Source organism: Stenotrophomonas sp. YJH_SMC_57, from assembly GCF_059369755.1.
In genome coordinates this window covers 262,334-288,795 of the sequence record NZ_JCAFSZ010000008.1, presented here as the reverse complement: position 1 = coordinate 288,795, position 26,462 = coordinate 262,334, and the positions used below count along the sequence as shown (strand labels likewise).

At 68.0% G+C, this 26,462-nt stretch carries 27 protein-coding genes; 17 read left to right on the top strand and 10 right to left on the bottom strand.

Annotated elements, in window-relative coordinates:
* Positions 1-620 precede the first annotated feature (620 nt).
* The 8 genes from AC5P7U_RS13205 (at position 621) to AC5P7U_RS13170 (ending at position 7,661) form a co-directional block, all read left to right on the top strand.
* On the top strand, positions 621-1,034 hold the full coding sequence (locus tag AC5P7U_RS13205; RefSeq protein WP_197565089.1) for a YciI family protein: 414 nt from the start codon (positions 621-623) through the stop codon (positions 1,032-1,034).
* Between the two features lie 63 nt (positions 1,035-1,097).
* Positions 1,098-1,520, top strand: a complete 423-nt coding sequence (locus tag AC5P7U_RS13200) for a VOC family protein (RefSeq protein ID WP_004153956.1) — start codon at positions 1,098-1,100, stop codon at positions 1,518-1,520.
* A gap of 36 nt (positions 1,521-1,556) precedes the next feature.
* Positions 1,557-1,967 (top strand): VOC family protein, encoded by a 411-nt coding sequence (locus AC5P7U_RS13195; protein ID WP_004153957.1) that lies wholly within the window; start codon positions 1,557-1,559, stop codon positions 1,965-1,967.
* A 54-nt stretch (positions 1,968-2,021) separates the two neighbouring features.
* Positions 2,022-3,308 (top strand): RNA polymerase sigma factor, encoded by a 1,287-nt coding sequence (locus tag AC5P7U_RS13190; protein ID WP_308309603.1) that lies wholly within the window; start codon positions 2,022-2,024, stop codon positions 3,306-3,308.
* 109 nt (positions 3,309-3,417) lie between these two features.
* The gene (locus AC5P7U_RS13185) at positions 3,418-5,067 is read left to right on the top strand and encodes a M28 family metallopeptidase (RefSeq protein ID WP_197565091.1); all 1,650 of its coding nucleotides are present in this window, start codon (positions 3,418-3,420) and stop codon (positions 5,065-5,067) included.
* A gap of 211 nt (positions 5,068-5,278) precedes the next feature.
* Positions 5,279-6,538 carry a sensor histidine kinase gene (locus tag AC5P7U_RS13180; protein ID WP_008264839.1) on the top strand — a complete coding sequence of 420 codons (1,260 nt, stop codon included), beginning with the start codon at positions 5,279-5,281 and terminating at the stop codon, positions 6,536-6,538.
* Positions 6,528-7,298: a LytR/AlgR family response regulator transcription factor gene (locus AC5P7U_RS13175; RefSeq protein WP_008265994.1), complete on the top strand. Its 771-nt coding sequence runs from the start codon at positions 6,528-6,530 to the stop codon at positions 7,296-7,298. Before AC5P7U_RS13180 ends, AC5P7U_RS13175 begins: the two co-directional genes overlap by 11 nt.
* Positions 7,299-7,316: 18 nt before the next feature.
* Positions 7,317-7,661 carry a hypothetical protein gene (locus AC5P7U_RS13170; protein ID WP_495221190.1) on the top strand — a complete coding sequence of 115 codons (345 nt, stop codon included), beginning with the start codon at positions 7,317-7,319 and terminating at the stop codon, positions 7,659-7,661.
* A gap of 39 nt (positions 7,662-7,700) precedes the next feature.
* On the opposite strand, the gene AC5P7U_RS13165 is transcribed toward AC5P7U_RS13170, so the two are convergent.
* Both AC5P7U_RS13165 and AC5P7U_RS13160 read right to left on the bottom strand, forming a co-directional pair.
* The gene (locus AC5P7U_RS13165; protein WP_004153965.1) at positions 7,701-8,315 is read right to left on the bottom strand and encodes a hypothetical protein; all 615 of its coding nucleotides are present in this window, start codon (positions 8,313-8,315) and stop codon (positions 7,701-7,703) included.
* A 355-nt stretch (positions 8,316-8,670) separates the two neighbouring features.
* Positions 8,671-9,258, bottom strand: coding sequence for a TetR/AcrR family transcriptional regulator (locus tag AC5P7U_RS13160; protein WP_308308575.1), 588 nt, complete (start codon positions 9,256-9,258; stop codon positions 8,671-8,673).
* Between the two features lie 133 nt (positions 9,259-9,391).
* Between AC5P7U_RS13160 and AC5P7U_RS13155 the strand changes: the two genes are divergently transcribed.
* Positions 9,392-10,609, top strand: a complete 1,218-nt coding sequence (locus AC5P7U_RS13155) for an MFS transporter (protein WP_312560029.1) — start codon at positions 9,392-9,394, stop codon at positions 10,607-10,609.
* Positions 10,606-11,778 carry an MFS transporter gene (locus AC5P7U_RS13150; protein WP_495221189.1) on the top strand — a complete coding sequence of 391 codons (1,173 nt, stop codon included), beginning with the start codon at positions 10,606-10,608 and terminating at the stop codon, positions 11,776-11,778. Before AC5P7U_RS13155 ends, AC5P7U_RS13150 begins: the two co-directional genes overlap by 4 nt.
* Before the next feature lie 106 nt (positions 11,779-11,884).
* On the opposite strand, the gene AC5P7U_RS13145 is transcribed toward AC5P7U_RS13150, so the two are convergent.
* On the bottom strand, positions 11,885-13,996 hold the full coding sequence (locus tag AC5P7U_RS13145; protein WP_495221188.1) for a M13 family metallopeptidase: 2,112 nt from the start codon (positions 13,994-13,996) through the stop codon (positions 11,885-11,887).
* Positions 13,997-14,172: 176 nt separating this feature from the next.
* On the opposite strand from AC5P7U_RS13145, the gene AC5P7U_RS13140 reads away from it, so the two are divergent.
* The gene (locus tag AC5P7U_RS13140; protein ID WP_197564864.1) at positions 14,173-17,235 is read left to right on the top strand and encodes a bifunctional diguanylate cyclase/phosphodiesterase; all 3,063 of its coding nucleotides are present in this window, start codon (positions 14,173-14,175) and stop codon (positions 17,233-17,235) included.
* A gap of 126 nt (positions 17,236-17,361) precedes the next feature.
* Here the strand turns inward: AC5P7U_RS13140 and AC5P7U_RS13135 are convergent, their stop codons facing one another.
* Entirely contained in the window at positions 17,362-18,243 is an 882-nt protein-coding gene (locus AC5P7U_RS13135) for a LysR family transcriptional regulator (protein WP_164086211.1), read from the bottom strand.
* 96 nt (positions 18,244-18,339) lie between these two features.
* On the opposite strand from AC5P7U_RS13135, the gene AC5P7U_RS13130 reads away from it, so the two are divergent.
* From AC5P7U_RS13130 to AC5P7U_RS13120, 3 genes are all read left to right on the top strand, one after another.
* Positions 18,340-18,750, top strand: a complete 411-nt coding sequence (locus AC5P7U_RS13130) for a DoxX family protein (RefSeq protein ID WP_197564378.1) — start codon at positions 18,340-18,342, stop codon at positions 18,748-18,750.
* Between the two features lie 31 nt (positions 18,751-18,781).
* Positions 18,782-19,570, top strand: a complete 789-nt coding sequence (locus tag AC5P7U_RS13125; RefSeq protein WP_197564377.1) for a dioxygenase — start codon at positions 18,782-18,784, stop codon at positions 19,568-19,570.
* A gap of 117 nt (positions 19,571-19,687) precedes the next feature.
* Complete coding sequence (locus AC5P7U_RS13120) at positions 19,688-21,337, top strand: Na+/H+ antiporter (protein WP_008267158.1); 1,650 nt, start codon at positions 19,688-19,690, stop codon at positions 21,335-21,337.
* Positions 21,338-21,385: 48 nt separating this feature from the next.
* Here AC5P7U_RS13120 and AC5P7U_RS13115 read toward each other — a convergent pair whose 3' ends face one another.
* Positions 21,386-21,634, bottom strand: a complete 249-nt coding sequence (locus AC5P7U_RS13115; RefSeq protein WP_049456360.1) for a DUF3297 family protein — start codon at positions 21,632-21,634, stop codon at positions 21,386-21,388.
* 90 nt (positions 21,635-21,724) lie between these two features.
* On the opposite strand from AC5P7U_RS13115, the gene AC5P7U_RS13110 reads away from it, so the two are divergent.
* Positions 21,725-22,267, top strand: coding sequence for a DUF6630 family protein (locus AC5P7U_RS13110; RefSeq protein WP_053509770.1), 543 nt, complete (start codon positions 21,725-21,727; stop codon positions 22,265-22,267).
* A 147-nt stretch (positions 22,268-22,414) separates the two neighbouring features.
* On the opposite strand, the gene AC5P7U_RS13105 is transcribed toward AC5P7U_RS13110, so the two are convergent.
* The 5 genes from AC5P7U_RS13105 to msrB form a co-directional block, all read right to left on the bottom strand.
* Complete coding sequence (locus AC5P7U_RS13105) at positions 22,415-22,690, bottom strand: DUF4031 domain-containing protein (RefSeq protein WP_004153991.1); 276 nt, start codon at positions 22,688-22,690, stop codon at positions 22,415-22,417.
* Between the two features lie 13 nt (positions 22,691-22,703).
* Entirely contained in the window at positions 22,704-23,198 is a 495-nt protein-coding gene (locus AC5P7U_RS13100; protein ID WP_197564376.1) for a hypothetical protein, read from the bottom strand.
* A 108-nt stretch (positions 23,199-23,306) separates the two neighbouring features.
* Positions 23,307-24,245: a flagellar motor protein MotB gene (gene motB / locus AC5P7U_RS13095; protein ID WP_004153993.1), complete on the bottom strand. Its 939-nt coding sequence runs from the start codon at positions 24,243-24,245 to the stop codon at positions 23,307-23,309.
* Between the two features lie 3 nt (positions 24,246-24,248).
* Complete coding sequence (gene motA / locus AC5P7U_RS13090) at positions 24,249-25,103, bottom strand: flagellar motor stator protein MotA (protein WP_008264562.1); 855 nt, start codon at positions 25,101-25,103, stop codon at positions 24,249-24,251.
* A gap of 91 nt (positions 25,104-25,194) precedes the next feature.
* Positions 25,195-25,662 (bottom strand): peptide-methionine (R)-S-oxide reductase MsrB, encoded by a 468-nt coding sequence (gene msrB / locus AC5P7U_RS13085; RefSeq protein WP_004153995.1) that lies wholly within the window; start codon positions 25,660-25,662, stop codon positions 25,195-25,197.
* Between the two features lie 137 nt (positions 25,663-25,799).
* Between msrB and AC5P7U_RS13080 the strand changes: the two genes are divergently transcribed.
* A complete protein-coding gene (locus AC5P7U_RS13080) occupies positions 25,800-26,171 on the top strand; it encodes a classical arabinogalactan protein 4 (protein ID WP_197564375.1) in 372 nt (123 codons plus the stop codon).
* A 106-nt stretch (positions 26,172-26,277) separates the two neighbouring features.
* Entirely contained in the window at positions 26,278-26,457 is a 180-nt protein-coding gene (locus AC5P7U_RS13075; RefSeq protein WP_004153997.1) for a hypothetical protein, read from the top strand.
* The last annotated feature ends 5 nt before the right edge of the window (positions 26,458-26,462 follow it).

Genomic DNA, 26,462 nt, shown 5'->3' with positions numbered 1-26,462 from the left:
ACATCCACGGCTTCTACAATCCAGCCCGGCTACACTCGGCGCTGGGCTACCACTCGCCTAACAACTATGCCCGGCAGCTCCGGACTGCCGCCTGAAACGGCTTCATGGCGTCCGTTTTCAGGGGGCCAGATCAGATACCCCGCCAACCCCACCCGCCCGACCCCTGACAGATTCCGGTCGCCGAACCACCACGGAAAATCAACAACAAGAGCAAAAGCGGGTCGCTTCGCTCGCAAAGCCGAGGCCGCCAGCCAACCGCTGTTGCTGTTGCTTTTGCCTTTTTCTCTTGATCTTCCCGTGGTGGAACGGAGACAGGAACCTGTCCGTGGCCGGGTGGGTAGGCGGGGCGGGGGTGTCCGCGGCATGGATGCCGCGGCCAAGCCCCCATGGATGGGTTTACGGCGTCCCCCGACCCGCCTACCCACCCGGCCAAACCCATAAGCCGGAGCTTCCAGCGACCCTCCCACCCCACCACGGAGGGGCTCCGCCGTTCGCCGACTCCCGCCGAAGGCGCGCTTCCCGCCGAAGAAATAATTTTCAGAAGACGTGTCGATTCCCATCGCCCTGGTTCGTTGTACCCAGTGAAGGGCACGCACCACGCGTCCCCACAGGAGACCGCAATGAAAGTGATGGTGATCGTGAAGGCCAACGCCGACTCCGAAGCCGGCCGCATGCCCAGCCAGCAGGAGCTGTCCGAAATGGGCGCCTTCAACGAACAACTGGTGGCCGCCGGCATCATGCTGGCCGGTGAAGGTCTGCATGCCACCCAGCGCGGCCGCCGCATTCATTTCGGTGGCACGGCACCCACGGTCGAGGCCGGTCCATTCGGCCCCGCCGACGAGCAGATCGCTGGCTTCTGGCTGTGGGAGGTGCGGTCGCTGGACGAGGCCGTCGAGTGGGCCAGCCGTGCGCCGTTCGGCAGCGGCGGCACGCTGGAACTGCGCCCCCTGATCTCCGCCGAAGACTTCGGTGAAGCCTTCACCCCCGACTTACAGCAGCAGGAACAGCGTCTGCGTGCGCGGCTGGAAGGCTGACCCGACTCACTCCACGCCGGGCATGGCCTGGCAACACCCTGTATCAATCAACGGAGCAATGCCATGAAACTGATTCCCTTCCTCGGCTTCAGCGGCCAGGCCCACGATGCGATGGCATTCTATGCCAAGGCACTCGGTGGCCAGGTCACCTCTGAAATGAAGTACCGGGACATGCCGCCGTCCGATGGCTCGCCGGGTTGCAACGAGATGCCGCCGGAAACCCTGGACCACGTCGCGCACAGCCAGCTGGAGATCGGCAACGCGATCGTAATGGCCGCCGACGGCCCCGGCGGTGGCGAGGGTGGCTCGACCACCATCAATGTCGACGTTGACAGCATTGAAGAAGCCGAGCGCGTGTTCGCCGCGCTGGCCGAGGGGGGCCAGGTACAGATGCCGATTGCCGAAACGTTCTGGGCGCATCGCTGGGGCATGTTGATCGATCGCTACGGCAAGCCGTGGATGGTCAACTGCATGAAGCAGCCCTGATCCCATTCCCTCTTTCATCCACAAGGAGCTTTACCGATGAGTGCACCGCAACCGCAGATGATCTTCGTCAACCTGCCCGTGCAGGATCTGAACGCGTCCAAGGCCTTCTTCGCCGCGTTGGGCTACAGCTTCAACCCGACCTTCACCAACGACGATGCGGCCTGCATGGTGGTCAGCGAGAGCATCTTCGTGATGCTGCTGACCCAGCCGTTCTTCAAGCAGTTCACCAACAAGGCGATTGCCGATGCGCACAGTCACACCGAGGTGATCACCTGCCTGTCGGCAGACAGCCGCAAGGCGGTGGACGCAATGGTGGACAAGGCACTCGCGGCCGGCGCCAGTGAACCGCAGCCGGCACGTGACTATGGCTTCATGTATCAGCGCGGCTTCCAGGACCTGGATGGGCATCTCTGGGAAATCGCGCACATGGACGGCGAGCCGGGCTGAGCATCGCGCCGCGGCGCGCTTGTGCGCGCCAGGCGTGCATGCTGTGATCGGCGCATGCCTGATCCCGCACTGACGCAGCGCTTTGAAACCCTCTGGCGGATGGAGTCGCCGGTGCTGATCGCGCGCCTGGCGCGGTTGCTCGGGGGCGATGTGGGTCGCGCCGAGGAGCTGGCCCAGGACACCTGGCTGGCCGCGCTGGAGCGCTGGCCGGAGCAGGGCATCCCGGACAACCCCGGAGCCTGGCTGATGACCACTGCGCGCAACCGTGCCATCGATGTGCTGCGCCAGCACCAGCGGGTGGCGCAGCAGCATGCGCAGTGGGGCGAGGAACTGCATCCGGCGGCGCTGCCGGCACCGGATGACAGCCAGGCGCTGGAAGATGACCTGGGCGACGATCTGCTGCGGCTGATGTTCGTGGCCTGCCATCCGGTGCTGCCCGCCGATGCGCGGGTGGCGCTGACCCTGCGCCTGCTCGGCGGCCTGACCACCACCGAGATCGCCCGCGGCTTCCTGCAGCCGGAACCGACCATCGCCCAGCGCATCGTGCGGGCCAAGCGCACCCTGGCGCAGAAACAGGTGCCTTACGAAGTGCCGCGCGCGGAGGCGATGCCCGAGCGCTTGGCCTCGGTGCTGGAGGCGATCTATCTGGTGTTCAACGAAGGCTATGCGGCCAGCGCCGGTGATGACTGGATGCGACCGGCACTGTGCGAGGAAGCGCTGCGGCTGGCGCGCATCCTGGCGCACCGGTTGCCGGTGCCGCCGGTGCTGGGCCTGCTGGCGTTGATGGAACTGCAGGCCTCGCGCGCGGCCGCGCGGACCGATGCGCAGGGCACGCCTGTGCTGCTGGACCAGCAGAACCGCGCACGCTGGGACTGGCTGCAGATCGAGCGCGGCCAGCAGGCACTGGCACGCGCACTGGCGGCCAATGGCGGCGAAGACCCGTACGTGCTGCAGGCGCGCATCGCGGCCTGCCATGCCGCCGCACGCCGCGCCGAAGATACCGACTGGACGCGCATCGCCACACTGTATGCACAGTTGCTGCAGGTGATGCCGTCGCCGGTCGTGGCCCTGAACCGGGTGGTGGCGGTGTCGCGCAGCGACGGCGCGTTTGCGGGCTGGGCGCTGCTGCAACCTTTGCTGGCCGATGCGCGGTTGCAGGGCTATGCGCCCTTGCAGGTGGTGCGTGGCGACCTGCTGCAGCAGCTGGGCCGGGCCGATGACGCGCGCGCGGCCTTCGCCGCCGCCGCCGCGCTGACCGGCAACGCCCGCGAGCGCGAGCTGCTGCTGTTGCGCGCCCAGCGATCGGGGTCAGCGCTCTCTTCCGACGGGAACGGGATCTGACCCCATGCATGGCGTGGCGTGTCGACCAAGGTCGACACCCACCAAAGGCGGGGCGCAGCGCTGCCGAATCCCATTACACTCCAGAGAGATTTCCCTGCTGGAGAGAGCAATGAAACGAGTAGTACTGGGCGTGCTGGCCCTGTCGGTGTCGAGCGCACTGATGGCGGCCACGCCGAAATTCGATGGCGCGCGGATCTCCGCCGACGTCAAGGAACTGGCCTCCGACGCCTACGAGGGCCGCTCGCCGGCCACTGCCGGCGAAGAGAAGACCATCGCCTACCTCAGCAAGCAGTTCGCCGATGCCGGCCTGCAGCCCGGCGGCGACCTCAAGGACGGCAAGCGCCTGTGGACCCAGGCCGTGCCGCTGCGCAAGGGCGATATCGTCGGCGCACCGCAGCTGGCCCTGCACCAGGGCAGCAAGACCCTGCCGCTGGAACAGGGCAAGCAGATTGCCGTGCGTGCCGCGATGAACGGCGCCAGCAACGTTGATATCAGCAAGGCGCCGCTGGTGTTCCTTGGCTATGGCGTGAAGGCCCCGGAGCGCAACTGGGACGACTTCAAGGGCGTCGACCTGAAGGGCAAGATCGCCGTGGTGCTGATCAACGACCCGGACTTCGAGACCGGGCAGGGCGACTTCGACGGCAAGGGCATGACCTACTACGGCCGTTGGACCTACAAGTACGAGGAAGGCGCCCGCCAGGGCGCGCTGGGCGTGCTGATCGTGCACGAGACCGCACCGGCCTCGTACGGCTGGGCCACCGTGGCCGGTTCCAACACCAACACCATGTTCGACGTGGTGCGCGACAACCCGGCCGAGAGCCATCCGCTGCTGGAAGGCTGGATCCAGCGCGACCTGGCCGTGGAGCTGTTCCGCTCGGCCGGGCAGGACTTCGATGCGCTGAAGAAGAAGGCGCAGCAGCGCGACTTCACCCCGGTGCCGCTGACCGGCGCCAGCCTGGACGCGAAGTATGCGGTGAAGACCGAAGTGATCACCTCGCACAACGTGGCCGCGCGCCTGGAAGGCAGCCGCCACCCGGACGAGACGATCATCTACAGCGCGCACTGGGACCACATCGGCGTGGGCGAGCCGGATGCGCGCGGTGACCGCATCTTCAACGGTGCGCTGGACAATGCCAGCGGTACCGCCTCGCTGGTCGAGCTGGCGCGCGGCTTCGCCAAGGCCAAGCGCCCGCAGCGTTCGGTGCTGTTCCTGGCGGTCACCGCCGAGGAGAAGGGCCTGCTGGGTTCGGAGTACTACGCCACCCATCCGCTGTACCCGCTGGAAAAGACCGTGGCGGTGATCAACATGGACGGCATGGCGCCGTTCGGCCCGTCGCGTGATTTCGGCATCTACGGTGCGGCGCGCTTCGAGCTGCTGGACCAGCTGAAGGATGTGGCCAAGGGCTGGGACATCCGCTACACCCCGGACCCGAAGCCGGAAGCGGGCCTGTTCTTCCGTTCCGATCACTTCCCGTTCGCCAAGCGCGGCGTGCCGGCGCTGTCGTGGTCGGCCGGCCAGGACTGGGTGGATGGCGGCGTAGCCGCAGGCAAGAAGGCCTCGGAAGACTACACCGCCAAGCGCTACCACCAGCAGGGCGACGAATGGCAGCCGGACTGGGTGTTTGCCGGCGCGGCCCGTGACCTGGAAGTGCTCTACGCACTGGGCGACCAGCTGGCCAACTCGCGCAGCTGGCCGAACTGGAGCAAGGACGAGTCGTTCCGCGCCGTGCGTGACGCCAGCGCTGACCAGCGCAAGTAAGGGAGGGCGCCGGGTCCGCCCGGCGCCTCCCGGTAGTGCCGGCCGCTGGCCGGGAACCTTGTGATGCTTGCGGAGGTCATGGGGAGCCGGCCAGCGGCCGGCTCTACCAGAACGGCTTCCATCCCCGCTTTCAGGCCCTTCGTCGCAGCCCGCTTGTTTGCCCGGCGGGCCGCCCTATGCTCGGCTCACCCCCTTCCTTCAAGGCGCCGCCGTGTTCGCCAGCCTCTCCCTCATTCTTCGTCACCTGCTCGCCTGGGCTGCGGCACTGTTCGTGGCCGGCATGGTCTGGAGCGGCATTTTCAGCGGCATGAACGACGGCCCCGGATGGGTATTCGGGCTGCTGGTGATGTTCCTGATGATCTCCGCGCTGGGCAGTGCGGTGACCCATGTGCGGCGGGTCTGGCTGGTGGCCGGCCGCCTCGATGGTGCCACGCTGTCGGGGCGCCAGCGCCGGCAGATCGAACTGCCGATGGATGCCGGCCATGCGTTCGCGGTGGTCGAGGCGGCCGTGGGCGAGCTGCCGCGGGTGGAAGAGGTGGAAAGCTCGGCAGGCAGCCTGCAGGTGCGTGCCTATGTGCGCCGCGTCGATCTGTGGAACGGCCGCCAGCCGTCGCGCTGGAACCTGCCGGCGCGGCTGGCGATCAAGCGCAACAGCGTGCTGGCCACGGTCACCCCAGGCCAGGGCACCAGCACCGTCACCCTGCTGTTCGAGCCCGATGCCGGTTGGTGGGCCGACCTGCTGGCACTGGACGAGGGCAGCAACTACGAGAATGCCGAAGCGGTCACCCGCGCGATCAGCCGGCGGGTTGCCGACCAGCGCCGCGACGAGCAGGCCGCCGCCGAACAGACCCAGGTCGAGAAGGAACTGTCAGTGGCGCGGTTGAACCTGCTGCACGCGCAGGTGGAACCGCATTTCCTCTACAACTCGCTGGCCAATGCCCAGGTGCTGACCCGCACCGACCCGGCGCGTGCCGAACAGATGCTCGGCCACCTGATCCAGTACCTGCGCAGTTCGCTGCCGCAGGTAGATGAATCGGTATCCACGCTGGGCGTGGAGCTGGAACGCACCCGCGCCTATCTGGAAATCCTGCGCATCCGCATGGGGGCACGCTTGTCGGTGGAGGTGCAGGTGCCCAATGAACTGCATGGCGTGCACCTGCCGGCGATGGCGCTGCAGACGCTGGTGGAGAACGCCATCAAGCACGGCCTGGAACCGAAGCCCGGCGGTGGCACGATCTGGATCCTGGCGCGCGGCTTCGATGACCATGTCACCGTGACCGTGGCCGACGATGGCCTTGGCTTCGGCCAGGGCACCAGCGGCACCGGCATCGGCCTGAAGAACCTGCGCGAGCGCCTGCGCCTGACCTGCGGTGAGCAGGCCGGCGTGGCGATCGTCGCCAACTTCCCCAGCGGCGTGGCCGCGACCATGACCCTGCCGCAGTCGGGCAAGGAGCGCAGCCATGCCGCTTGAAGCACTGATCGCCGAAGACGAGGAACTGCTGCGGCAATCCCTGGTGGAGCAGCTGGGCCGCCTGTGGCCGGAGCTGAAGCTGGTGGCCGAGTGCGAAGACGGCGCCACGGCGCTGGAGCAGCTGGCCGAGAAGCAGCCGGACATCGCCTTCCTCGACATCCGCATGCCCGGCATCAGTGGCATCGAAGTGGCGCGCGCGCTGTCCGAGCTTAGCCCGCGTACCCAGGTGGTGTTCGTGACCGCCTACGACCAGTACGCCATCGATGCCTTCGAGCAGGGCGCGATGGATTACCTGCTGAAGCCGGTCAGCGACGAGCGGCTGCTGGCGACCCGCGAACGCATCCTGTCGCGGCTGCCATCGACGCGACAGGACGATGCCGTGCTTGAGCGCCTGCTGCAGCGACTGGGCCCATCGCAGGCAGGCGCGGAGCGTCCGCCACTGGCCTGGATCACCGCCAGCAACGGCCGCGAGACGCAGCTGATCATGCTCGAGGACGTGGCCTACTTCCGCGCCGACAACAAGTACACCACGGTGGTCACCGCCGCTGGCGAAAGCCTGCTGCGCACGCCGTTGCGCGAGCTGCTGGAAGTGCTCGATCCACAGCATTTCCGCCAGATCCACCGCTCCACCATCGTCAACATGAAAGCGGTGGCAGCGGTGAGCCGCGACGATACCGGGCGCGGCGTGCTGCGCTTGCGCCAGCGTGCGGAAACCCTGGTGGTCAGCCAACCGTTCATGAGCCTGTTCCGCGGCATGTAACCACACCCTGGAGGCACCATGCGCCTGTTCCTGCTTGCCTGCGTCGCTGCGCTGTCATTGGGCGGCTGCGAGAAATCCAGCACCACCTCGATCACCCGTACCCAGGCCAACGGCGTGGATACGCTGTACAGCAAGGGCACCGTGGTCGAGGGTCAAGCGCGGTTCCAGTGCATCGCCAGCCGCAGCGGCCAGTGCCACTATGTGGTGCTGGACCCGGCCTGCAACACCGATGCGGCCTGCGCCAGGCCGCCGCTGTGCCGGTTCGCGGTGGCGGTGGGCAAGACCGAAGCGATGCGCGACCTGCCCAAGGGCTTCCGCCAGTGCGTCAGCCAGGACCCGATAGAACAATGCCACCGTGAGTGATCACGGTGGCATTGTGGGTCCCCCCGCTTTCCCGAAGGGTCAGTAGGCTGGCTGCAGCGTCAGGTCGTGGTGATGCTCGTTCTCGCCTACATGGTTGAGGCGTCCGACCAGTTCGGAGTGCTGCTTCATGCGCCCGATCTCGGTCATGATGCGGATGTCCTCATGGCGCAGTTCGCGCCTGGCAGTGACTGCCTGCTTGTAGTCCAGTACTTCCGGATAGTGCTCGGCCAGGTCCAGCGCCTCGGCCACATGCTCCACGCTGTCGGCCTTGGAACTGATGCGGGCGCGGCTGTTGAAGGCCTTCATCCAGCGCTCGAAGCCGGCCGTGCGGTCGAACATGTTGGCCATGAACCAGATCACGAACAGGATCGAGATCCACGAGCCGAACACCACGACCACGCGGGTGAAGGTGATGTGGTAATCGTCGCGCCACAGGTAGTTGGTGATCAGGCCGAGGATCAGCAGCGAGGCCGCCTGCCAGCCGACGATCGAGGCGATCAGCCACTGGCACTTGGCCTGGGCCAGCACAGCCACTTCATCGCGGATCTGCTGCTCGCTGAGGCTGCGCCAGTGCGCAACCTGTTTTTCGAACGGGCTGCTGTAGAGCTCGTTGTCGCGAAGCAGTAGTCCCAAACCCTTGAACAAAGCAATCATGGCTGGCTCCTTGTGGAACGTGCGTCGATCAGCATTGGACGGTGTGGCGGGTTCAGTTCTAGCACTTCCAGCGAGCCGTGCAATGGGCGAAATGCCAAGCGCGCTAAGGGTTTTGTCTGAATGGGTGAATGTTGCTGCATTGCAGCATCGCGGTGACAGCCTGCGACAGGATGTCGCAGGGTGAAACGTGCTGCGGCCGCACATGAAACCGCGGCTGAGCATGCAGACCGGCCATCGGCGCGGTGATCGCCCGGAATCGGGCCCGACCGCGCAACCCGGCGGGTGGATGACGACCCGCGCGCGCCGCCAGCAGCGCGGGTATGCACCGTAGATCCACGCCCTGCGAGGAGGGGCGTTACCCGGCCGACCTCAACCCACGCAACAGCAACTCCAGCGCGGCCGTCGCCTGCGCCAGGCGCGCATCGCCATCCTCGCCTTCGGCAATCCAGAACGCCGCCTCGGCCAGGCTGCCGTAGATCAACGACGCCAGCGCCTGCGCATGCACCGGCGTCACCACGCCCTGTGCGATCAACCGTTCGATCAGGCGCTGCATCGACTGCACGCAGTGCCGCTGCGATTCCGGCGAGGCGCCCCCCAGCACCGCACGCGCATCACGCAGCACGAGGCGCTGGATCTCTGGTTCCAGCGCCATCTGCAGGTAGGCGCGACAGCGTTGCACGAAGCCGTCCCAGGCGTCGTCGGCACTGTCGCTGATCGCCTGCAGGCGCAGGTCGGTCTCGGCATCGAGCTGGCCGACCACTGCCGCCAGCAGGCCTTTCTTGTCGCCGAAGTGGTGGTACAGCGCGCCACGGGTCAGCCCGGCCTGCGCGGTCAGGTCATCCATCGAGGTGGCGGCATAGCCGTGCTCGCTGAACACACGGCGGGCGGTGGCCAGCAGGCTGGCGCGGGTTTCTTCCATCTCGGCGCGGGTGCGGCGGACCATCCAAAGCTCCTTACATACGCAGTGCATGATTATTTACATACGGAGCGTATGAATGTAGCCTCTTATTCATACGCCCTGTATGTATTGTCGTGGCGCCCCATGCGCCAGGCAAGTCGCCGCTCTGGAGATCCTGATGGCCGCCCCTTATCGCGACCTGTTCGCTGCGCCCGGCACGGCCGGGCTTGCCCTGGCCGGGTTGCTGGCCCGCCTTCCGCTGCCGATGACCGGCATCGGCATCATCACCCTGCTGTCGCAGCTGCGCGGCAGCTATGCGTTGGCCGGCGCGGTGTCGGCCACCTTCGTGCTGACCTACGCGTTGCTGTCGCCGCAGGTGTCGCGCTGGGTCGACCGGTACGGCCAGGCACGGGTGTTGCCGTGGGCCGCCGCGGCCAGCGCGACCGGCCTGCTGTTGCTGCTGGCCTGCACCCTGATGGCGGCGCCGGACGCGATGCTGTTCGGCGCGGCGATGATGGCCGGCTGCATGCCCAGCGTGTCGGCGATGGTGCGCGCGCGCTGGACCGCAATCCATCGTGGGCGCCCGGCGCTGCAGACCGCGTACTCGCTGGAGACGGTGTTCGACGAGGTCACCTTCATCGCCGGGCCACCGCTGTCGGTGGGGCTGTCGGTGGCGGTGTGGCCGCAGGCCGGCGTGCTGGTGGCAGCCCTGCTGCTGGTGGTGGGCGTGGCTGCGCTGGTGCTGCAACGGGGCACCGAGCCGCCGCCGCAATCACGCGAAGAAGCCGCGTTGCCTTCGCGTTCGCTGCTGCGGCAGGCGGAGATCCGTCTGCTGGCGTTGCTGATGCTGGCAATGGGCGTGATCGTCGGCACCGTCGACATCACCAGCGTGGCGTTCGCCGAGCAGCGCGGGCAGCCGCTGGCAGCGAGCGCGGTGCTCTCGGCCTATGCCCTGGGCAGCTGCGTGGCCGGCCTGCTGTTTGGTGCGTTGAAGCTGCAGGTGCCGATGCCGCGCCTGTTGCTGCTGGGGGCGGCGGCGACCGCCCTGACCACGTTGCCGCTGCCATGGGCCGGCACGCTGCCGGCGCTGGCGGCGGCAGTGCTGCTGGCCGGACTGTTCTTCGCGCCCACCATGATCGTGGCGATGTCGCTGGTCGAACAGCGCGTGCCCGCATCGCGGCTTACCGAAGGCATGACCTGGCTGCTGGCCGGCTTGAACATCGGCGTTGCGCTGGGCGCAGCGCTGTCCGGGTACAGCGTTGATGCCGGTGGCGTGCGCAGCGGTTTCGTGATCGCGCTGATGGCGGGCGCCGTGGTGCTGCTGGTCGCGCTGCTTGCCTGGCGTGCGCTGCGCAGGCCTGTTCCCTCTCTCTGCGCTGAAGGAGTCGTCCCGTGAGTACTGCTTCGCCTGCGCATGCCGTGCCCCCTGTGCGCCATCCATGGTGGGCCGTCAGCGCGGTTGGCCTGGCCACGTTTTCGGTGGTCACCACCGAGATGCTTCCGGTCGGCCTGCTGACCCCGATCGCCGAGGCGCTCGGCGCGTCCACCGGTACCGCCGGCCTGATGATCTCTCTGCCGGCCCTGCTGGCGGCGCTGTTCGCACCGCTGGTGGTGATCGCTGCCGGTGGCATCGATCGTCGTCGCATCCTGTGTGCGTTGCTCGGCCTGCTGACAGTGACCAACATCGCCTCCGCGCTGGCGCCCAGCATCGGCTGGCTGCTGGCCGCGCGCGTGCTGGTGGGGTTCTGCATGGGCGGCATCTGGGCCATCGCCGGCGGCCTGGCCGCACGCCTGGTGCCCGCGCACCGCATCGGCCTGGCCACCTCGATCATCTTCGGCGGCGTGGCTGCGGCGTCGGTGCTGGGCGTGCCGCTCGGCGCATTGATCGGCGACGCGCTGGGCTGGCGCTGTGCGTTTGTGGCGATGGCGCTGTTCAGTGCGGCGGTGATGCTGCTGCACCTGCGGGTGGTCCCCGCGCTGCCGGTTGCCAGCTCGGTGCGGCCGATGCAGTTCGTGCAGCTCCTCGGCCATCGCGGCCTGCACCAGGGCCTGTGGCTGACCGTGCTGCTGGTGGCCGGGCACTTCATCGCGTTTACCTATGTGCGTCCGCTGTTGACGGACGTATCGGGTGTGCACGCGTCGTGGATCGGCGGACTGCTGTTTGCCTATGGCCTGGCCGGCATCGTCGGCAATTTCGTTGCCGGGCCACTGGCCGCACGCCATCCGCGCGGTACGCTGCTGGCCATCGCCTCGGGCCTGCTGCTGACGCCGCTGCTGTTGCTGTGGATGGGCGGCACGCCGGCCGGAGGCATCGCGGTGCTGATGCTGTGGGGCCTGGCCTACGGCGGTGTGTCGGTCGGCCTGATGGGCTGGATGATGAAGGCGGTGCCGCAGGCGGTTGAAATTGCTGCCGCGCTGTACGTGGGTGTGTTCAACGTCGGCATCGCGTTCGGGGCGTGGGCCGGTGGCAGGCTGCTGGACAGCACCGGGCTGCACGCCAATCTGTGGACTGCGGCGGCGTTGGCTGCGAGCGCTCTGCTGATGGTTGCCACCACCCGTCGGTAGATCCACGCCATGCGTGGATTCCTGCCCCGTGCCGACCAAGGTCGGCACCCACCAGGGCGAGGCCGGAAAATGAAACGGGCGCCCTGCGGCGCCCGTTCCGGTTACATCACCACACCTTGACCCGCTTGTCCGGGGCCAGGTACAGCTTCTGGCCTTCCTTCACTTCGAACGCCGGGTACCAGGCGTCGATGTTGCGCACGGTCAGTGCGCGGAACTGGCCCGGTGCATGCACGTCGGTCAGCAGCGAATTGCGCAGTGCCTGCTCGCGGCTCTTGCTGCGCCACGCCTGGGCGAAGCCGAGGAAGAAGCGCTGGTCCGGGGTGAAGCCTTCCAGGGTCTGGCCGGGCTTGCCCTGCAGTGACAGTTGGTAGGCGTCGTAGGCAGTACCCAGCCCAGCCACGTCGGCGATGTTCTCGCCCAGGGTCAGCTTGCCGTTCACGTGCACGCCCGGGAACGGCTCGTAGCTGCTGAACTGCGCGGCCAGTGCATCACCGGCGGCATTGAACTGCTTCAGGTCTTCGGCGGTCCACCAGTTGTGCAGCTTGCCGGTTTCATCGAACAGCGCACCGGCGTTGTCGAAGCCATGGCTGATCTCGTGGCCGATCACCGCGCCGATCGCACCGTAGTTCACGGCGTCGTCGGCGGCGCCGTCGAAGAACGGCGGCTGCAGGATCGCGGCCGGGAATACCAGGCGGTTTTCCAGCGGCACGTTCATCGCATTGATGGTCTGCGGCAGCATCGCCCACTCGCTGTGGTCGACCGCCTTGCCCAGCTTGGCGATGTTGCGCTGGTACTCGAACAGCTCGGCGCGCTGTGCATTGCCCAGCGCATCATCGCGGCGGATCTCCAGCCCGGTGTAGTCGCGCCACTTTTCCGGATAGCCCATGCCCACGGTGAGGCCGGCAACCTTGGCCTTGGCGTGTGCCTTGGTCTGCGGTGACATCCATGACAGTGCATCGATGCGCTTGGCGAAGGCGGCGATGATGTTCTTCGCCATCTCGTCCGCACGTTCCTTGGTTTTGGCGTCGAAGTGCTTTTCGACGTAACGCTTGCCGATGGCTTCGCCGACCGCATGGTTGGCGTCATCCACCGCACGCTTCCAGCGGTCGCTCTGCTGCGGCGTGCCGCTCAGCGCGGTGCCATGGAAAGCGAAACGGGCGTCGGCGAACTTCTTCGGCAGATAGGCGGCGGCGCGGTCAAGCGCGTGGAAGGCGAGGTAGTCCTTCCACGCGTCCAGCGGTTCGGTGGCCACCAGCTTTGACAGGCCGGCGACGGCCTTGGGCTGCCACACGATGAAGTCCTGCTGGTTGCCGAGTGCAGCCGCATCGAGGAAGGCGTTCCAGTCCATGCCCGGGGCCTTGGCGTTGAAGTCAGCCTGGGTCCAGGGGTTGGCGCCCTTGGTCACGTCGTTGGTTTCTTCCTGGGTGGCATGCGCCTGCGCGATCTTGGTCTCCAGCGCGAGGATGCGCTGCGCCTTGCCGGCCGGGTCGGCGGCGCCGGCCAGCTGCAGCATCTGCGCGATGTAGGCCTGGTACTGCTTGCGCAGTTCGGCCATGCGGCCGCCGCCCAGGTAGAAGTCACGGTCGGGCATGCCCAGGCCGCCCTGCACCAGATAGGGGGCGGTGCGGTCCGGCTGCAGCATGTCCACCGACACCCACAGGCCGAACAGGCGGTCGGTATAGAAGTTGGTGGCGTTGAGCAGGTCGACGTCGGCGCGCATGTCGCCGCCCAGCGCGCGCGCCAGCCCGGCCTTGTCGGCGATCGCATCGATGGCCTTCAGCTGCGGCTGCACCGGCGCGATGCCGTGCTGCTCGATGGCGGCTTCGTCCATGTAGGCGGCGTAGTAGTCGCCGATCAGCTTGTCATCGCCGCTGGCCTGGGCGTTGCCGGCCGCGCCTTCGAGGATGGCGCGGGTGTCGGCCAGGGTCTTCTCGGCAATGACGTTGAAGCTGCCGAAGCGCGAACGGTCGGCCGGAATCTCGGTGTTCTTCACCCAGGTGCCGTTGGCGAAGCCGAAGAAGTCGTCGCCGGCGGCAACGCTGCGGTCCATGCCGCTGGCATCGAAGCCGAAGCTGCCCAGCATCGGCTTGGCGGCGGCAGGCGCGGCATCGGCCGGCGCAGCGCTGCCGGTGGCCGGATCGGCCGGGCGGTCGCAGGCGGCCAGGGACAGGCTGGCGATGATGGCCAGTGCCAGGGTGGGGCGGCGCAGCTTGGACATGGAGTTCTCTTGCAGCGGAAAACCCCAAGTCTAATCCGCCCGGGCCCGCCTGGCCGACCCGTTGTGCCGCCTGTCCTGTGCAGGATCTGGCTGAACGCGCCGAAGCGATCTTCACGCCGTCACCGGGGTGGTGCATGCTGGTCCCGGGAGCCCTGCGTGGTCATGGGGAGGTGGCCATGCGGGGTCGGGTCAGGCGTCAAGAATGGCGTCCGCCGGCCGTTGAGGTCGGGGACGTGGAGGATTCGTTCGCGCATGAAGCCAGCCGACTGCACAAGGAAGATCGACCGATGCCCGCACTGAAGCGGGCGTTGGCCCGGCCACTGCGCGCCATTACCTGGGGCGGCGTGCTGCTGGGCGTGCTGCTGGTGGCGGGCCTGGCCACCATGCTGGTCAACGACCACCAGCGCCGGCTGGAGGCCGCGCAACGCCAGAGCCGCGCGCTGGCGGTGGGCAGTGAACGCCTGCTGGCGCTGGAGCTGCGCAACCTGGAGCGGGCGATGTCCGGCATCGCCGCCGATGCCGTCGAGCTGTTCCGCAGCGTGCCGGTGCAGGCACCGGCGTTGCTGGACGCTGCCATCGGTGGCGTGCTGCGGCGCCATGCCGAACTGCACAGCATCGTCGTGCTCGATAGCTACGGCCGAGCGCTGACCGCCGGCCAGGGCGACCTGCAGCTGCCGCTGTGGACCGACCCGCAGCGCCGTGGCCAGGGCAGCGCGCTGTACATCGGCCCGCCCCAGCGGGCCGGCGATGGCGGCTGGGTGGTACCGCTGGCGCTGCCGATGGCCGGCGACCGCTGGTTGCTGGCACGGCTGCGCTGTGGCGAACTGCAGCGCATCGTCGGTGGCCTCGATGTCGGCCCCAATGGACTGGTCTCGATCAGCGATGCCGACGGCTACATGCTGGCCCGCGTGCCGGACCCGCACGGCACGGTCGGCCGCCGCTACGACCTGCCGCGCCGCGACCTGCTCGGCAAGCAGGCGGTGGTCGAGCTGGGCAGCCTGCCGGGCGCGGTCGATGGCGTGCCGCGCATCATCACCATCAGTACGCTGGAACGCAGCCCGCTGGCGGTGCAGGTCGGGCTGGCCGACGAGGACGTGCTGGCGCCATGGTGGCCCTACCTGCAGGCGTCGATCGCCATCGTGCTGGCCTACATCGCGGTGCTGCTGGTGCTGCTGTACGCGGTGCGTCGCACTACCCGCCGCCAGCAATCGATGGCCGAGGAACTGAAAGCCGGCCATGCCGAACTGCGCCTGGCCCACCAGGTCGGGCGCGTCTGCACGTGGTACGTGGACGAGGACGCTGCGCTGCTGCGCTGGTCGCCGCTGGCGCGCGAGATCTTCGGCGTGCAGACCGATGCCTTGCCGGTCGCCGATTTCTTTGCGCGCGTGCACCGCGACGATGCCGCGCGCCTGCAGCAGGCCTTCGACCAGGCCTTCGCCGGTGGCGCGGTGCTCGACCAGGTGTTCCGCCTGGTACTGCCCGGTGGCGAGGTGCGCTGGGTGGGCGCGCGCGGGCAGCGGGTGGAGGTGGACGACAGCGAGCGGCGCATGATCGGTGCGCTGACCGACCTGAGCGAGCGCTACCAGGCGCGCGAACAGATGAGCGAAGTGGAACGCCGCTTCCGCCTGCTGTTCGACCGCAACCCGGCGCCGTTCTGGGTGTTCGACCCGGACACGCTGCGCTTCATCGAGGTCAACGACGCCGCGGTGCGCCAATACGGCTACAGCCGCGAGGAATTCCTGGCGATGAGCATCCTCGACATCCGCCCGCGCGAAGGCTGGGACGAGGTGAAGGGGGCGATCGCCAAAGCCCGCGTGGGCGAACTGCAGGACGCCACCGTGCGCCTGCACCGGCGCAAGGATGGCAGCGTGTTCGAAGTCCGCACGCACCTGTCCAAGCTGGACTTCGATGGCCAGCCCGCGTGCCTGGTGCTGGCCGAGGATGTCAGCGAGCGGCTGGCCTACGAGCGCGACCTGGCCTACCAGGCGCGGCACAACCCGGCCACCGGGCTGCTCAACGTACGCGCGCTGACCGGACAGCTGGACGAGCAGGACGCGGGCTACACCATCGCCTTCGTGCAGTTGCGTGGCCTGCAGCTGGTGGCCGATACGCTGGGCCGTGAGATCGGCGATGCGGTGCTGCAGTCGATGGCGACGCGGCTGGGCGGGCTGGGCGCGCGCTGCGGCACCTTGGCGTTCCAGCCCGCGGAGGACTTCGTGTTCGCCATCGGTACCGGCCACGATACCCAGCGCGTGCTGGATGATCTGCTGCAGATCGTGTCGGCGCCGATGCGCGGCAAGGATTCGCTGCACCAGTTCGAGCCACGCATCGGCGTGGCCGTGCATGTGCCCGGTGACGGCTACTCCGCCGAGCAGGTGATCGGCATGGCCGCGCAGGCCGCCCACGCAGCGCGTGCGGAAGGCAACGTGGTGGTGTGGTTCGACGCGGCGGTGACCACGCGGCTGGCCGACCGCCTGCGCCTGGCCGGGCGCATCCATGCCGCCATCGACAACGAATTCGAGCTGTACTTCCAGCCGATCCGGCATGCCGGCGATGGCAGCCCGGCCGCGCTGGAGGCCCTGCTGCGCTGGCCGCAGGCCGATGGCAGCTTCATCCCGCCCAACGAGTTCATCCAGCTGTGCGAGGAGACCGGGCTGATCCTGGCGCTGGGCCGCTGGGTGATCCGCGCGGCGGCGAAGGCGCAGCGCCGGCTGGTCGAGGCCGGCTGGGGCGAGTTGCCGATCGCGGTGAATGTCTCGGCCGTGCAGTTCTTCAACAGTGACCTGGTGGCGGAGTTCACCCGCGCCCAGCAGGAGTTCGGGCTGGCCCGCGGTGCGCTGCACGTGGAGCTGACCGAGAGCAGCCTGATGCGCAAGCCGGCGCAGGCAATGCAGACCATGCAGCGCCTGCACGAGCAGGGCATCAGCGTGTCGCTGGATGACTTCGGCACCGGTTACTCCAGCATGTCCTACCTGCAGCACCTGCCGCTGGACATCCTGAAGATCGACCGCAGCTTCGTTGCGGACGTGGAAACCAACCCGCGCAACGCGTCGATCTGCCGCGCGCTGCTGTCGCTGGGCCACAGCATGGGGCTGACCATCATCGCCGAAGGCGTGGAGACGCCGGGGCAGCTGGACTGGCTGGCCGCGCACGGCTGCGACCAGGTGCAGGGCTACCTGCTGGGACGGCCGGCGCCGCTGGAGCAGATCATCGATGCGCTGGATGAAGTGGTGGCCTGAGCGGGTTTCGTATCTGCCGGCCAGCGGCCGGCACTACCCGACCGGTAGTGCCGGCCGCTGGCCGGCAAACGCCAGGCCGAACCACGACGGTAGTGCCGGCCGCTGGCCGGCAAACGCCAGATTCGGCTACACCCCGGCCTCCACCAGGTGGTCGATGAAGCTGCGTACCTTCGGTGCCAGGTGGCTGCGGCTGGTATAGACCGCGAAAATGCCGATCGGCGAGGCTTCCCACTCCGGCAGCACGCGCACCAGGCGGCCATCGGCCAGCGCGTCTTCCAGCAGGAAATCCGGCTGCAGGATCACGCCCATGCCGGCGATCGCCGCTTCGCGCAGCACATCGCCGTTGTTGGCGTGCAGCAGGCTGCTTACCGCCACCTTCACTTCGCCGCCGGGCCCCTGCAGCGGCCAGTGATCGCCAGCGGCCCAGTAGCTGTAGCTCAGGCACGCGTGTGCCGGCAGATCCTGCGGCGTCTGCGGCGTGCCACGCGCGGCCAGGTAGGAAGGCGCGGCACACAGGCTCACCCGCGATTGGCCCAGGCGGCGCGCGATCAGCGTCGGGCCGGGCTCGCGGGTGATGCGGATGGCCACGTCGTAGCCTTCCTCGACCATGTCCACCAGGCGGTCGGACAGGGCCAGGTCCAGCTCCACCTGCGGGAAGCGTTCACGGTAGCTGGCCAGCAAGGGCCCGAGGCGGGCGATGCCCCAGCTGACCGGTGCGTTGATGCGCAGCGTGCCCGACGGCTCCAGCGCCTGCGCACCGATGCTGGCCTCCAGCGCATCGAACTCGGCCAGCAGGCGCACGCACTGGGCGTAATAGGCCGCGCCGGCACTGGTCGGGCTGACCCGGCGCGTGGTGCGGTGGAGCAGGCGGGTGGACAGCCGTTTTTCCAGCGCGGCGACCTGGCGGGTGACCCCGGCCGTGGACAGGTCCAGCGCCTGCGCGGCGGCGCTGAAGCCGTTGCGCTCGACCACCGCCACGAACACGCGCATCGCCTCGAGGGTGTCCATTGTTGCGCCTTTTGAAATAAATACGGTCAAACGATCGTATTTATCGGCCCGTGAAGGCGCAATAACCTGTGTCCACTCCCTTCAAGGTGCTTCGCCATGCACACCTCCACCGCTCCCGTTTCGCCGCTGGCTCCGTACGGTGCCACCCTGCTGCGCCTGGCCCTGGGCGTGCTGTTCCTGGTCCATGCACTGACCAAGTTGCTGGTGTTCACCCCGGCCGGTACGGCGGCGTTCTTCGAGTCGCTGGGCCTGCCCGGCGTTCTCGGCTATCTCACCATCGGTGTCGAGCTGGTGATCACCGCCGCGCTGCTGCTGGGCATCTACGCGCGCTGGGTCGGCCTGATCGGCGTGCCGCTGCTGCTGGGCACCATCGTCACCGTGCACGGCGCCAACGGCTTCGGTTTCGCCAACGCCGGCGGTGGCTGGGAATACCCGGCGTTCTGGGTGCTGGCGCTGGTGGTGCTGTTCCTGGTCGGCGATGGCAAGTGGACCCTGCGTTCGCGCTGATCGCCGACTGACCCTGCAACTGGAGAATTCCATGTCCCGCCTGCCTTCGTTGTACATCTCGCATGGTTCGCCGATGACCGCCCTGCATCCGGGCCAGGTCGGCGTGCGCCTGGCCGAGCTGGCGCAGGACCTGCCGACGCCGCGCGCCATCGTGATGGCCTCGGCGCACTGGCTGGGCCGGCAGCCGCTGGTCGGTGCGCATCCGCAGCCGCCTACGATCCACGACTTCGGTGGCTTCCCGCGCGCGTTGTTTGAACTGCAGTACCCGGCGCCGGGTGATCCGGCGCTGGCCGAAGAGGTGGCCAGCCGCATCGCCGCCGCCGGCCTGCCGGTGGCCCTCGACCCGCAGCGCGGCCTCGATCACGGCGCGTGGGTGCCGCTGCGCTTGCTGCGCCCGCAGGCCGACATCCCGGTAGTGCCAGTGTCGATCCAGCCGCTGCTCGGCCCCGAGCACCAGTTCGCGCTGGGCCGCGCGCTGGCGCCGCTGCGCGAGCAGGGCGTGCTGCTGGTCGGCTCGGGCAGCATCACCCACAACCTGCACGACTGGGGCGACTACCAGGACGGCAAGGAAGCGCCGTACGTGCGGCCTTTCATCGAGTGGGTCGAGCAGCGCCTGGCCGCCGATGATCGCCAGGCCCTGTTCGACTACCGCCGGCAGGCGCCGTTCGCCGAACGCGCGCACCCGACCGACGAGCACCTGTTGCCGCTGTTCTTCGCGATGGGCGCGGCAGGCGAGGGCGGCTTCGGTGCCCAGCGCATCGATGCCGGTATCGATGCCGGTTTCCTGGCCATGGACCTGTACCGCTTCGACGGGGCATGAGCCGGGGCTGACGCGCGCCGCCGCCGTTGGCCGCGGCCGCGGCGGCGTGTGGTAGTTTTTCCCGGGTTTCCGGCGCTGGCTTCCGAGCCTCCCCGCGCGCCGCTTCCTGGAAGAAGCATGCATACCATTGAAGTCGTCCTGGCGATGCTGGTGGCCGTTGTCGCCAGCGGCTACCTGGTTCGCGTCCTGCCGTTCTCGTTGCCGCTGCCACTGGTGCAGATCGGCCTGGGCGCGGTGATCGCCGGGGTGTTCAACCGCGGCCACGCGCTGGAGCCGGAAGTGTTCTTCCTGCTGTTCCTGCCGCCGCTGCTGTTCCTCGATGGCTGGCGCATTCCCAAGCAGGGCCTGTTCCGCGACAAGGGCGCGATCCTCGAACTGGCGTTCGGCCTGGTGGTGTTCACCGTCATCGGCGCCGGGTTCCTGATCCACTGGCTGATCCCGGTGATGCCGCTGGCGGTGTGCTTCGCGCTGGCGGCGATCGTGTCGCCGACCGATCCGGTGGCGGTCGGTGCGATCGCCTCCAAGGCGCCGATTCCCAAGCGCCTGATGCACATCCTGGAAGGCGAGTCGCTGCTCAACGATGCGTCCGGCCTGGTCTGCTTCCGCTTCGCGGTGGCGGCGGTGATGACCGGCACGTTCTCGCTGGCCACCGCCTCGCTGACCTTCGTGTGGGTGGCGGTGGCCGGCCTGGCGGTGGGCGTGGCGGTCACCCTGGGCGTATCGACCTTCCAGCGTTGGCTGTGGCGCCGCTTCGGCGAGGAGCCGGGCGCGGCAATGCTGGTCAACCTGCTGATCCCCTTCGCCGCCTACCTGCTGGCCGAAGAAATCCATGCGTCGGGCATCCTCGCCGCGGTCGCCGCCGGTATCGCGATGAGCTACGTGGAGCTGACCGGCCGCGTCTCCGGCAGCATGCGCGTGCAGCGTGCCGGGGTCTGGAACATGCTGCAGTTCAGCTTCAACGGCATCATGTTCGTGCTGCTGGGCGAGCAGCTGCCGGGCATCGTCGAGCGCGCCACCACCACCATGAACGAGAGCGGCCACCAGAGTGCGTGGTGGCTGCTGGTGTACGTGGTGGTGATCAACCTGGCCCTGGTCGTGCTGCGCCTGCTGTGGGTGTGGCTGTCGCTGCGCTGGAACCTGCTGCGCGCACGCCGCCGCGGGCTGGAGCGGGGCGAGGCGCCGAACTGGCGCATCGTGGTCGCGACCTCGGTAGCGGGCGTGCGCGGTGCGATCACCCTGGCCGGTGTGCTGACCCTGCCGCTGTTCCTGCCCGATGGCAGCGCGTTCCCGGCCCGCGACCTGGTGATCTTCCTGGCCGCATCGGTGATCCTGTTCTCGCTGCTGGGCGCCAGCATCGCGCTGCCGCAGCTGTTGAAGGGCCTGCAGCTGCCGGCGGATTCGGGCGAACGCAAGGAAGAGGACCTGGCGCGCCGGTTGTCGTCGAAGGCGGCGCTGGCCGGGGTCGAACGCATGCGCCAGCAGATGGTGATGAACCAGAACACCGAAAACGTGCAGCTGTACAACGACGCCGCTTCACGGGTGAGCCTGCTGTACCAGCGGCACCTGGAAAAGGACAGTGACGGCCCCGACGTGGACCCGGACAAGGTGCGCCGCATGGAACAGGGCTACCGCCAGCTGCGCAGCGCCGGCCTCAATGCCGAGCGCGAGGAGCTGTTCCGGCTGACCCGGCGCGGGGTGATCTCCGATGAGATCTCACGGCGCCTGATCCGCAACCTGGACCTGCTGGAATCGCGCAAGCGCGAATGACCGTGTACCTCGGGTGGGTGCGGACCTTGGTCCGCACACCTTCCAGCCTTACTCCGGCTTCGTTTCCAGGAAATACACCTCGACCTTGCCCTTGACCTTGATGGTCATCGGGTTGCCGCGGCGGTCGCGGGCCTTGCCGGCCTGCACGCGGATCCAGCCTTCGCTGACCGAGTATTCCTCGACGTTGTCGCGCTCGACGTCGTTGAAACGCACGCCGACGCCGCGCTCCAGCGCCTGCGCATCATGGAAGGGGCTGGCCGGATTGATCGCCAGGTGGTCGGGAGGGGTATCGCTCATCGCTTCATTCACAGTGACGGCCACCAAGGCCGGCTTCAGCGGCACAGGATAAACCGTAGAATGCCGGCCTGCCCCAGAGGAAGTTCCGCCATGCCCGACAACAGCGACTATTTCGACTTCGAGGAAGACATCCACGACTTCGACGAGGAGGGCTTCGAGGCGCGGGTCTGGAACCTGCTGGTGCTGATCAACCCGGGCGATGAGGAGCTGGCGCTGCAGCAGTTCAACCGCTGGCGCGAGCAGCTGGCCGAGGACGGGCAGCCGCTGGAAGCGGACAGCGACTGGCTGCCGGCGCTGTTCACGGCCATCGCCTGGCAGTCCGGCTTCGAGGTCGAGCGGGACGATCTGGAATCGCTGCAGTCGGCAGTGAACGAGCTGTCGGCGCGCTTCAACCTGCAGCTGGACTGGGGTGGCGACCTCGATGATGAGGACTTCGCCGAGGGCCTGGACGGCGTGCAGCTGATGTCCACGGCCTTCGACCGCCTGCGCGAGCACAACTACACCCTGTGGAGCGTGGACGCCGGCAGCGACGGCTTCAGCGGCGTGATGGCGCTGACCCGCGACGATGACGCGATGCTGGCGCTGTGCTCGCTGCTGAACGTGGAAATCCGGCTGGGCAGCGACCCGTTCTGAGCGGGGAAGGTGGGTGCGGAGCCCGCCCATGGGTGGATACCAACCTTGGTTGGCATGCCCTGTGCCTGATGTGCGGACCAAGGTCCGCACCCACCACAGCAAGTGGTAGCCCCACTTACCACAGCAAGTGGTAGCCACCAACGCAGCCTACGGCCGGTACTGCGCCCGGGCGTTGGCGATCACTGCCTTGACCAGCTCGCGGTCGGCATGCCGGGAAATGGCCCGTGCACCGAGCGCGATCGCCTGTGCGCGCAGCTCTGCAGTGACATCGTAGTGGGCGCCGCTGGCCTTGTTCTGGAAGGCCCGCGGTGGAATGCCGAGCTGCGCCGCCATCGCGTGCAGCTCGGCCAGGGTGTCGGCCATCAGGTGCGCCCAGCGCTGACCGCGCCAGGGATGCACCGCGTCATCGACGTAGACCGTCACCGCCGCGGCCGGTTCAGGCCTGCGGCTTGCTGTCGCTGTCAGCGGCCTGGGTGGCCTCGGCGTCGGCAGCAGCGGCTTCGGCCACGTCGCCTTCGGCGGCTGCCTCTTCCTCGCCCTCGGCGGCTTCGACGCCTTCGAACTCGGCGACCAGCTTGTCCAGGTACTCGTCAGCGGTCTGGCCGGACTCTTCGGCCAGGGTGTCCAGCAGCTTCTGCAGCAGCTCGGAGTATTCCAGGTTGACCTTGCGGCCTTCCTTCTCCTGCACGTTGGCCAAGTGCTTGAGCATGGCCAGCATCGGCACCGGGTTTTCGGCATTGCCCATGGTCTGGCCGCCGATGGCCAGCAGCCACTCGCGGCCCTGCAGGCCGATGGCGGCGACCACCTGGCCGTCTTCGCTGGTCAGCACGGCGTGGTTCTGCACCTGCTGCTGGGCGTTCAGGCGGAGGAACGGGCGCTTGCCCTGCTGCTTCTTGCGCTTGTCGCGCTTGGCCTTGGAGTTCTGGGACATGAGGTGGGGTCACCTGGATACGGAAAGACCGCCATTGTAGCGGGTGCTGCAGGGTGCGCTCGCTGGCCATGGCTTGGGTGGGTGCGGACCCTGGTCCGCACCCACAGATTACTTTGCCGGCCCCTGCGCAGCCTGCACATCCGGGTCGGCGCTGGGTGCCGACAACCCCACCTGCGGGCCGGCCCCGGCCAGCGCGGCGGCTTCGGCCGCCTGGGTCATCACCACGATGCTGATGCGGCGGTTGATCGGGTTCTGCGGGTCGGCCTTGTCGAACAGCACCGACGAGGACAGGCCGACCACGCGGGTGATCTTGCTGTCCTCCAGGCCACCATCGATCAGCGCACGCCGCGCGGCGTTGGCGCGGTCGGCGCTCAGTTCCCAGTTGCCGTAGCCGCGTGCGGCCGAATAGGCGGTGATGTCGGTATGCCCGGTCAGGCTGATCCGGTTTGGCACGTGGTTCAGGTATTCGGCGAGCTCGTGCAGGATCTGCTGCGTGTACGGCTTCAGCGTGGCGCTGCCGAGGTCGAACATCGGCCGGTTCTGCTTGTCCACGATCTGGATGCGCAGGCCTTCCGGCGTCAGGTCCAGCAGCAGCTGGTCCTTGAATGGCTCCAGCGCTTGGCTCCTGCTGATGGCTTCCTGCAGCTCCTTCATCAGCTGCTCGAGCTGCTGCTTGTCGCGCTGCTGCTGGTCCACTGGCTGCGGCACCGCCTCCTTCTGGTTCTGGAAGGGATCGTTGCTGTTGCCGCGCGAAACGTCGGTGGCGCCGCCGAGCTTGATCATCGAGGTGCTGGCGCCGCCCGGGCCGGCCATGCCGGGGGCGGGGGTGGCGCTCTTGCCGCTGAGCGGGCTGGGGTTGCGGAAATACTCGGAAATGGCGGCCCGTTCCGGCTTGCTGGTGCTGGCCATCAGCCACAGCACCAGGAAGAAGGCCATCATCGCGGTCACGAAGTCGGCATAGGCCACCTTCCACGAGCCGCCATGGTGGGCGGCGTGGCCGCCCTTCTTGACCCGGCGGACGATGACGGTGGGCTTGTTCTCGGCCATGGCTTACTTGACCGTCTTCAGGTGCTGCTCGAAATCGGAGAAGGCCGGGCGCACGTTCGACGGCAGCGTCTTGCGGGCGAATTCCAGCGCGATCTTCGGGTTGTAGCCGCGCAGGCAGGCCAGCAGGGCGGTCTTCACCGACTCGTAGATGCGGCTGTCCTGCTCGGCACGGGCTTCCATCGCCGCGGCCATCGGGCCGACGAAGCCGTAGCCCAGCAGGATGCCGAGGAAGGTGCCGACCAGCGCGCCGGCCACGTGGCCACCGACCTCGACGATGTCACCGCCGATCGAGCCCATGGTGATGACGATGCCCAGCACTGCGGCGACGATGCCGAAACCGGGCAGTCCGTCGGCGACCTTGGTCAGCACCTGCGACGGCGCCATGGCCTCGGCGTGGTGCTTCTCCAGCTCCAGTTCCAGCAGCGGCTCCAGCTCGTGCGGCTCGATGTTGCTGCCGATCATCAGGCGCAGGCAGTCGGTGATGAAGTCGATCAGGTGGTGGTCGGCCTGCACCTTGGGGTAGTTGCCGAACAGCGCACTCTCGGCCGGACGCTCGACATGGTCTTCCAGCGCCATGAAGCCTTCGCGGCGCGCCTTGTTGAGCAGTTCGTACAGCAGGCTGAGCACATCGATGTAGTCCTGCTGCTTGTAACGGGGGCCCTTGAACACGCCGACCATGGCCTGCAGGGTCTGCTTGACCGTCTTGGCCGGGGTGCCGACCAGGAACGCACCCAGTGCGGCACCGCCAATGATGACCAGCTCGTAGGGTTGCCACAGCGCCCCCAGCCGGCCGTGTGCGCCGAGGTAGCCGCCCAGCACGCTGATGATGACGACCAGGAATCCAACGATGATGAGCATGGCGCGACGCAAGGAGCGGGGATATCTCCTTGTCGGCCCATCACCTGGTTTTCTGAAGAGGGAATTCTGTGAAATCGGTCGGCGGGGTGTTTCAGCCCGCCACACCGGCCTCCGCACCGCCACGCCGCAGCGGATCAGGCCACGGCTCGCCATTGCCGGTGAATGAAAGTGAGACCGAGTTCAGGCAGTGGCGTTCGTAGGTGGGCGGCGGACCGTCCGGGAACACATGGCCCAGATGGCTGCCACAGCGGGCGCAGGTGATCTCGGTGCGGACCATGCCGTGGCTGGTGTCGCGGATTTCGCGCACGTGCGCCGGGTCGAACGGGGCGAAGAAGCTGGGCCAGCCGGTGCCGGAATCGAACTTGGTGCTGGAGCGGAACAGCGGCAGCGCGCACAGCCGGCAGCAGTAGACGCCCTCGCGCTTGTTGTCGAGGAAGACCCCGCAGAACGGCGCTTCGGTGCCGTGCTGCAGCAGCACCCGGCGCTCCTCGCTGCTGAGGCCGGCAATCAGCGCCTCGGTCTGGGTGGCGGTCGGGGGCGTCAGGTCGAAGGCAGTCATGCGGCTCTCCGTGGGTGATGGCCTGGGGATGCCTGCGGAAATGGGGGTGGCGGCATGGCCTTGCAAGTGTGATGGCCGTTCATGGCCGGCACACAGGCGCAGGCGCAAGGTGAACACGATCCACGCCGGAGCGTGCCATGAAACCGACCCTTCCCCTGCTGCTGATCGCCCTGCTGCCCGCGCTGGCGCTGGCCCAGGTACCGACCGCCAACCCGACCGCCACCCGCAGCACCACCACCGTGGCACCCGCGCCGGTGGTACCGCCGCCGCAAGCGGCCCGCCCGCAGCCCCAGGTGCTGCCGTCACCGCAGCCGGCGCAGCCGATCCGGTCCACCGGCCCGGCCCAGGTTGCCCCGGCACCGGCGCCGAAGCCGGCCGACAAGGTCTACGACCGCAATGGCCGCATCATCCCCGGTGTGCGCCCGGCCGGTCCCAACCGCGTGTTCGATTCGCGCACCGGCCGCTATTACGACAGCGTGCCGCAGGGCGACGGCCAGCAGATCCGCTAGCGCCGGCCTGAACGCACGAAAACAGCCGCGTGCGGATCACTGCTTTTTCGCCTGCGATTAACCGTTCCGGGACCACTTTGGCGATGCGCCGGCATCCCGTCGTCGCATGTCCTTCGTCCATTGGATCGCGATCATGAAAAACCAGCAGAACCGTCATCCCGGCAAGGAACCGCAGGGCCGCAACCCGCAGCAGCAACAGCAACAGCAGCAGATGGATCAGCAGCAGCCGCACAAGGGCGGCAAGCAGCAGGAGCAGCGCTCGCAGAAGCACCCGCAGCAGCGCTGACGGGC

Coding starts and splice junctions, on each gene's coding strand:
- AC5P7U_RS13205 (WP_197565089.1), top strand. CDS start 621: ATGAAAGTGATGGTGATCGTGAAGGCCAACGCCGACTCCGAAGCCGGC.
- AC5P7U_RS13200 (WP_004153956.1), top strand. CDS start 1,098: ATGAAACTGATTCCCTTCCTCGGCTTCAGCGGCCAGGCCCACGATGCG.
- AC5P7U_RS13195 (WP_004153957.1), top strand. CDS start 1,557: ATGAGTGCACCGCAACCGCAGATGATCTTCGTCAACCTGCCCGTGCAG.
- AC5P7U_RS13190 (WP_308309603.1), top strand. CDS start 2,022: ATGCCTGATCCCGCACTGACGCAGCGCTTTGAAACCCTCTGGCGGATG.
- AC5P7U_RS13185 (WP_197565091.1), top strand. CDS start 3,418: ATGAAACGAGTAGTACTGGGCGTGCTGGCCCTGTCGGTGTCGAGCGCA.
- AC5P7U_RS13175 (WP_008265994.1), top strand. CDS start 6,528: ATGCCGCTTGAAGCACTGATCGCCGAAGACGAGGAACTGCTGCGGCAA.
- AC5P7U_RS13170 (WP_495221190.1), top strand. CDS start 7,317: ATGCGCCTGTTCCTGCTTGCCTGCGTCGCTGCGCTGTCATTGGGCGGC.
- AC5P7U_RS13165 (WP_004153965.1), bottom strand. CDS start 8,315: ATGATTGCTTTGTTCAAGGGTTTGGGACTACTGCTTCGCGACAACGAG.
- AC5P7U_RS13160 (WP_308308575.1), bottom strand. CDS start 9,258: ATGGTCCGCCGCACCCGCGCCGAGATGGAAGAAACCCGCGCCAGCCTG.
- AC5P7U_RS13155 (WP_312560029.1), top strand. CDS start 9,392: ATGGCCGCCCCTTATCGCGACCTGTTCGCTGCGCCCGGCACGGCCGGG.
- AC5P7U_RS13145 (WP_495221188.1), bottom strand. CDS start 13,996: ATGTCCAAGCTGCGCCGCCCCACCCTGGCACTGGCCATCATCGCCAGC.
- AC5P7U_RS13140 (WP_197564864.1), top strand. CDS start 14,173: ATGCGGGGTCGGGTCAGGCGTCAAGAATGGCGTCCGCCGGCCGTTGAG.
- AC5P7U_RS13135 (WP_164086211.1), bottom strand. CDS start 18,243: ATGGACACCCTCGAGGCGATGCGCGTGTTCGTGGCGGTGGTCGAGCGC.
- AC5P7U_RS13130 (WP_197564378.1), top strand. CDS start 18,340: ATGCACACCTCCACCGCTCCCGTTTCGCCGCTGGCTCCGTACGGTGCC.
- AC5P7U_RS13125 (WP_197564377.1), top strand. CDS start 18,782: ATGTCCCGCCTGCCTTCGTTGTACATCTCGCATGGTTCGCCGATGACC.
- AC5P7U_RS13120 (WP_008267158.1), top strand. CDS start 19,688: ATGCATACCATTGAAGTCGTCCTGGCGATGCTGGTGGCCGTTGTCGCC.
- AC5P7U_RS13115 (WP_049456360.1), bottom strand. CDS start 21,634: ATGAGCGATACCCCTCCCGACCACCTGGCGATCAATCCGGCCAGCCCC.
- AC5P7U_RS13110 (WP_053509770.1), top strand. CDS start 21,725: ATGCCCGACAACAGCGACTATTTCGACTTCGAGGAAGACATCCACGAC.
- AC5P7U_RS13100 (WP_197564376.1), bottom strand. CDS start 23,198: ATGTCCCAGAACTCCAAGGCCAAGCGCGACAAGCGCAAGAAGCAGCAG.
- motB (WP_004153993.1), bottom strand. CDS start 24,245: ATGGCCGAGAACAAGCCCACCGTCATCGTCCGCCGGGTCAAGAAGGGC.
- motA (WP_008264562.1), bottom strand. CDS start 25,103: ATGCTCATCATCGTTGGATTCCTGGTCGTCATCATCAGCGTGCTGGGC.
- msrB (WP_004153995.1), bottom strand. CDS start 25,662: ATGACTGCCTTCGACCTGACGCCCCCGACCGCCACCCAGACCGAGGCG.
- AC5P7U_RS13080 (WP_197564375.1), top strand. CDS start 25,800: ATGAAACCGACCCTTCCCCTGCTGCTGATCGCCCTGCTGCCCGCGCTG.
- AC5P7U_RS13075 (WP_004153997.1), top strand. CDS start 26,278: ATGTCCTTCGTCCATTGGATCGCGATCATGAAAAACCAGCAGAACCGT.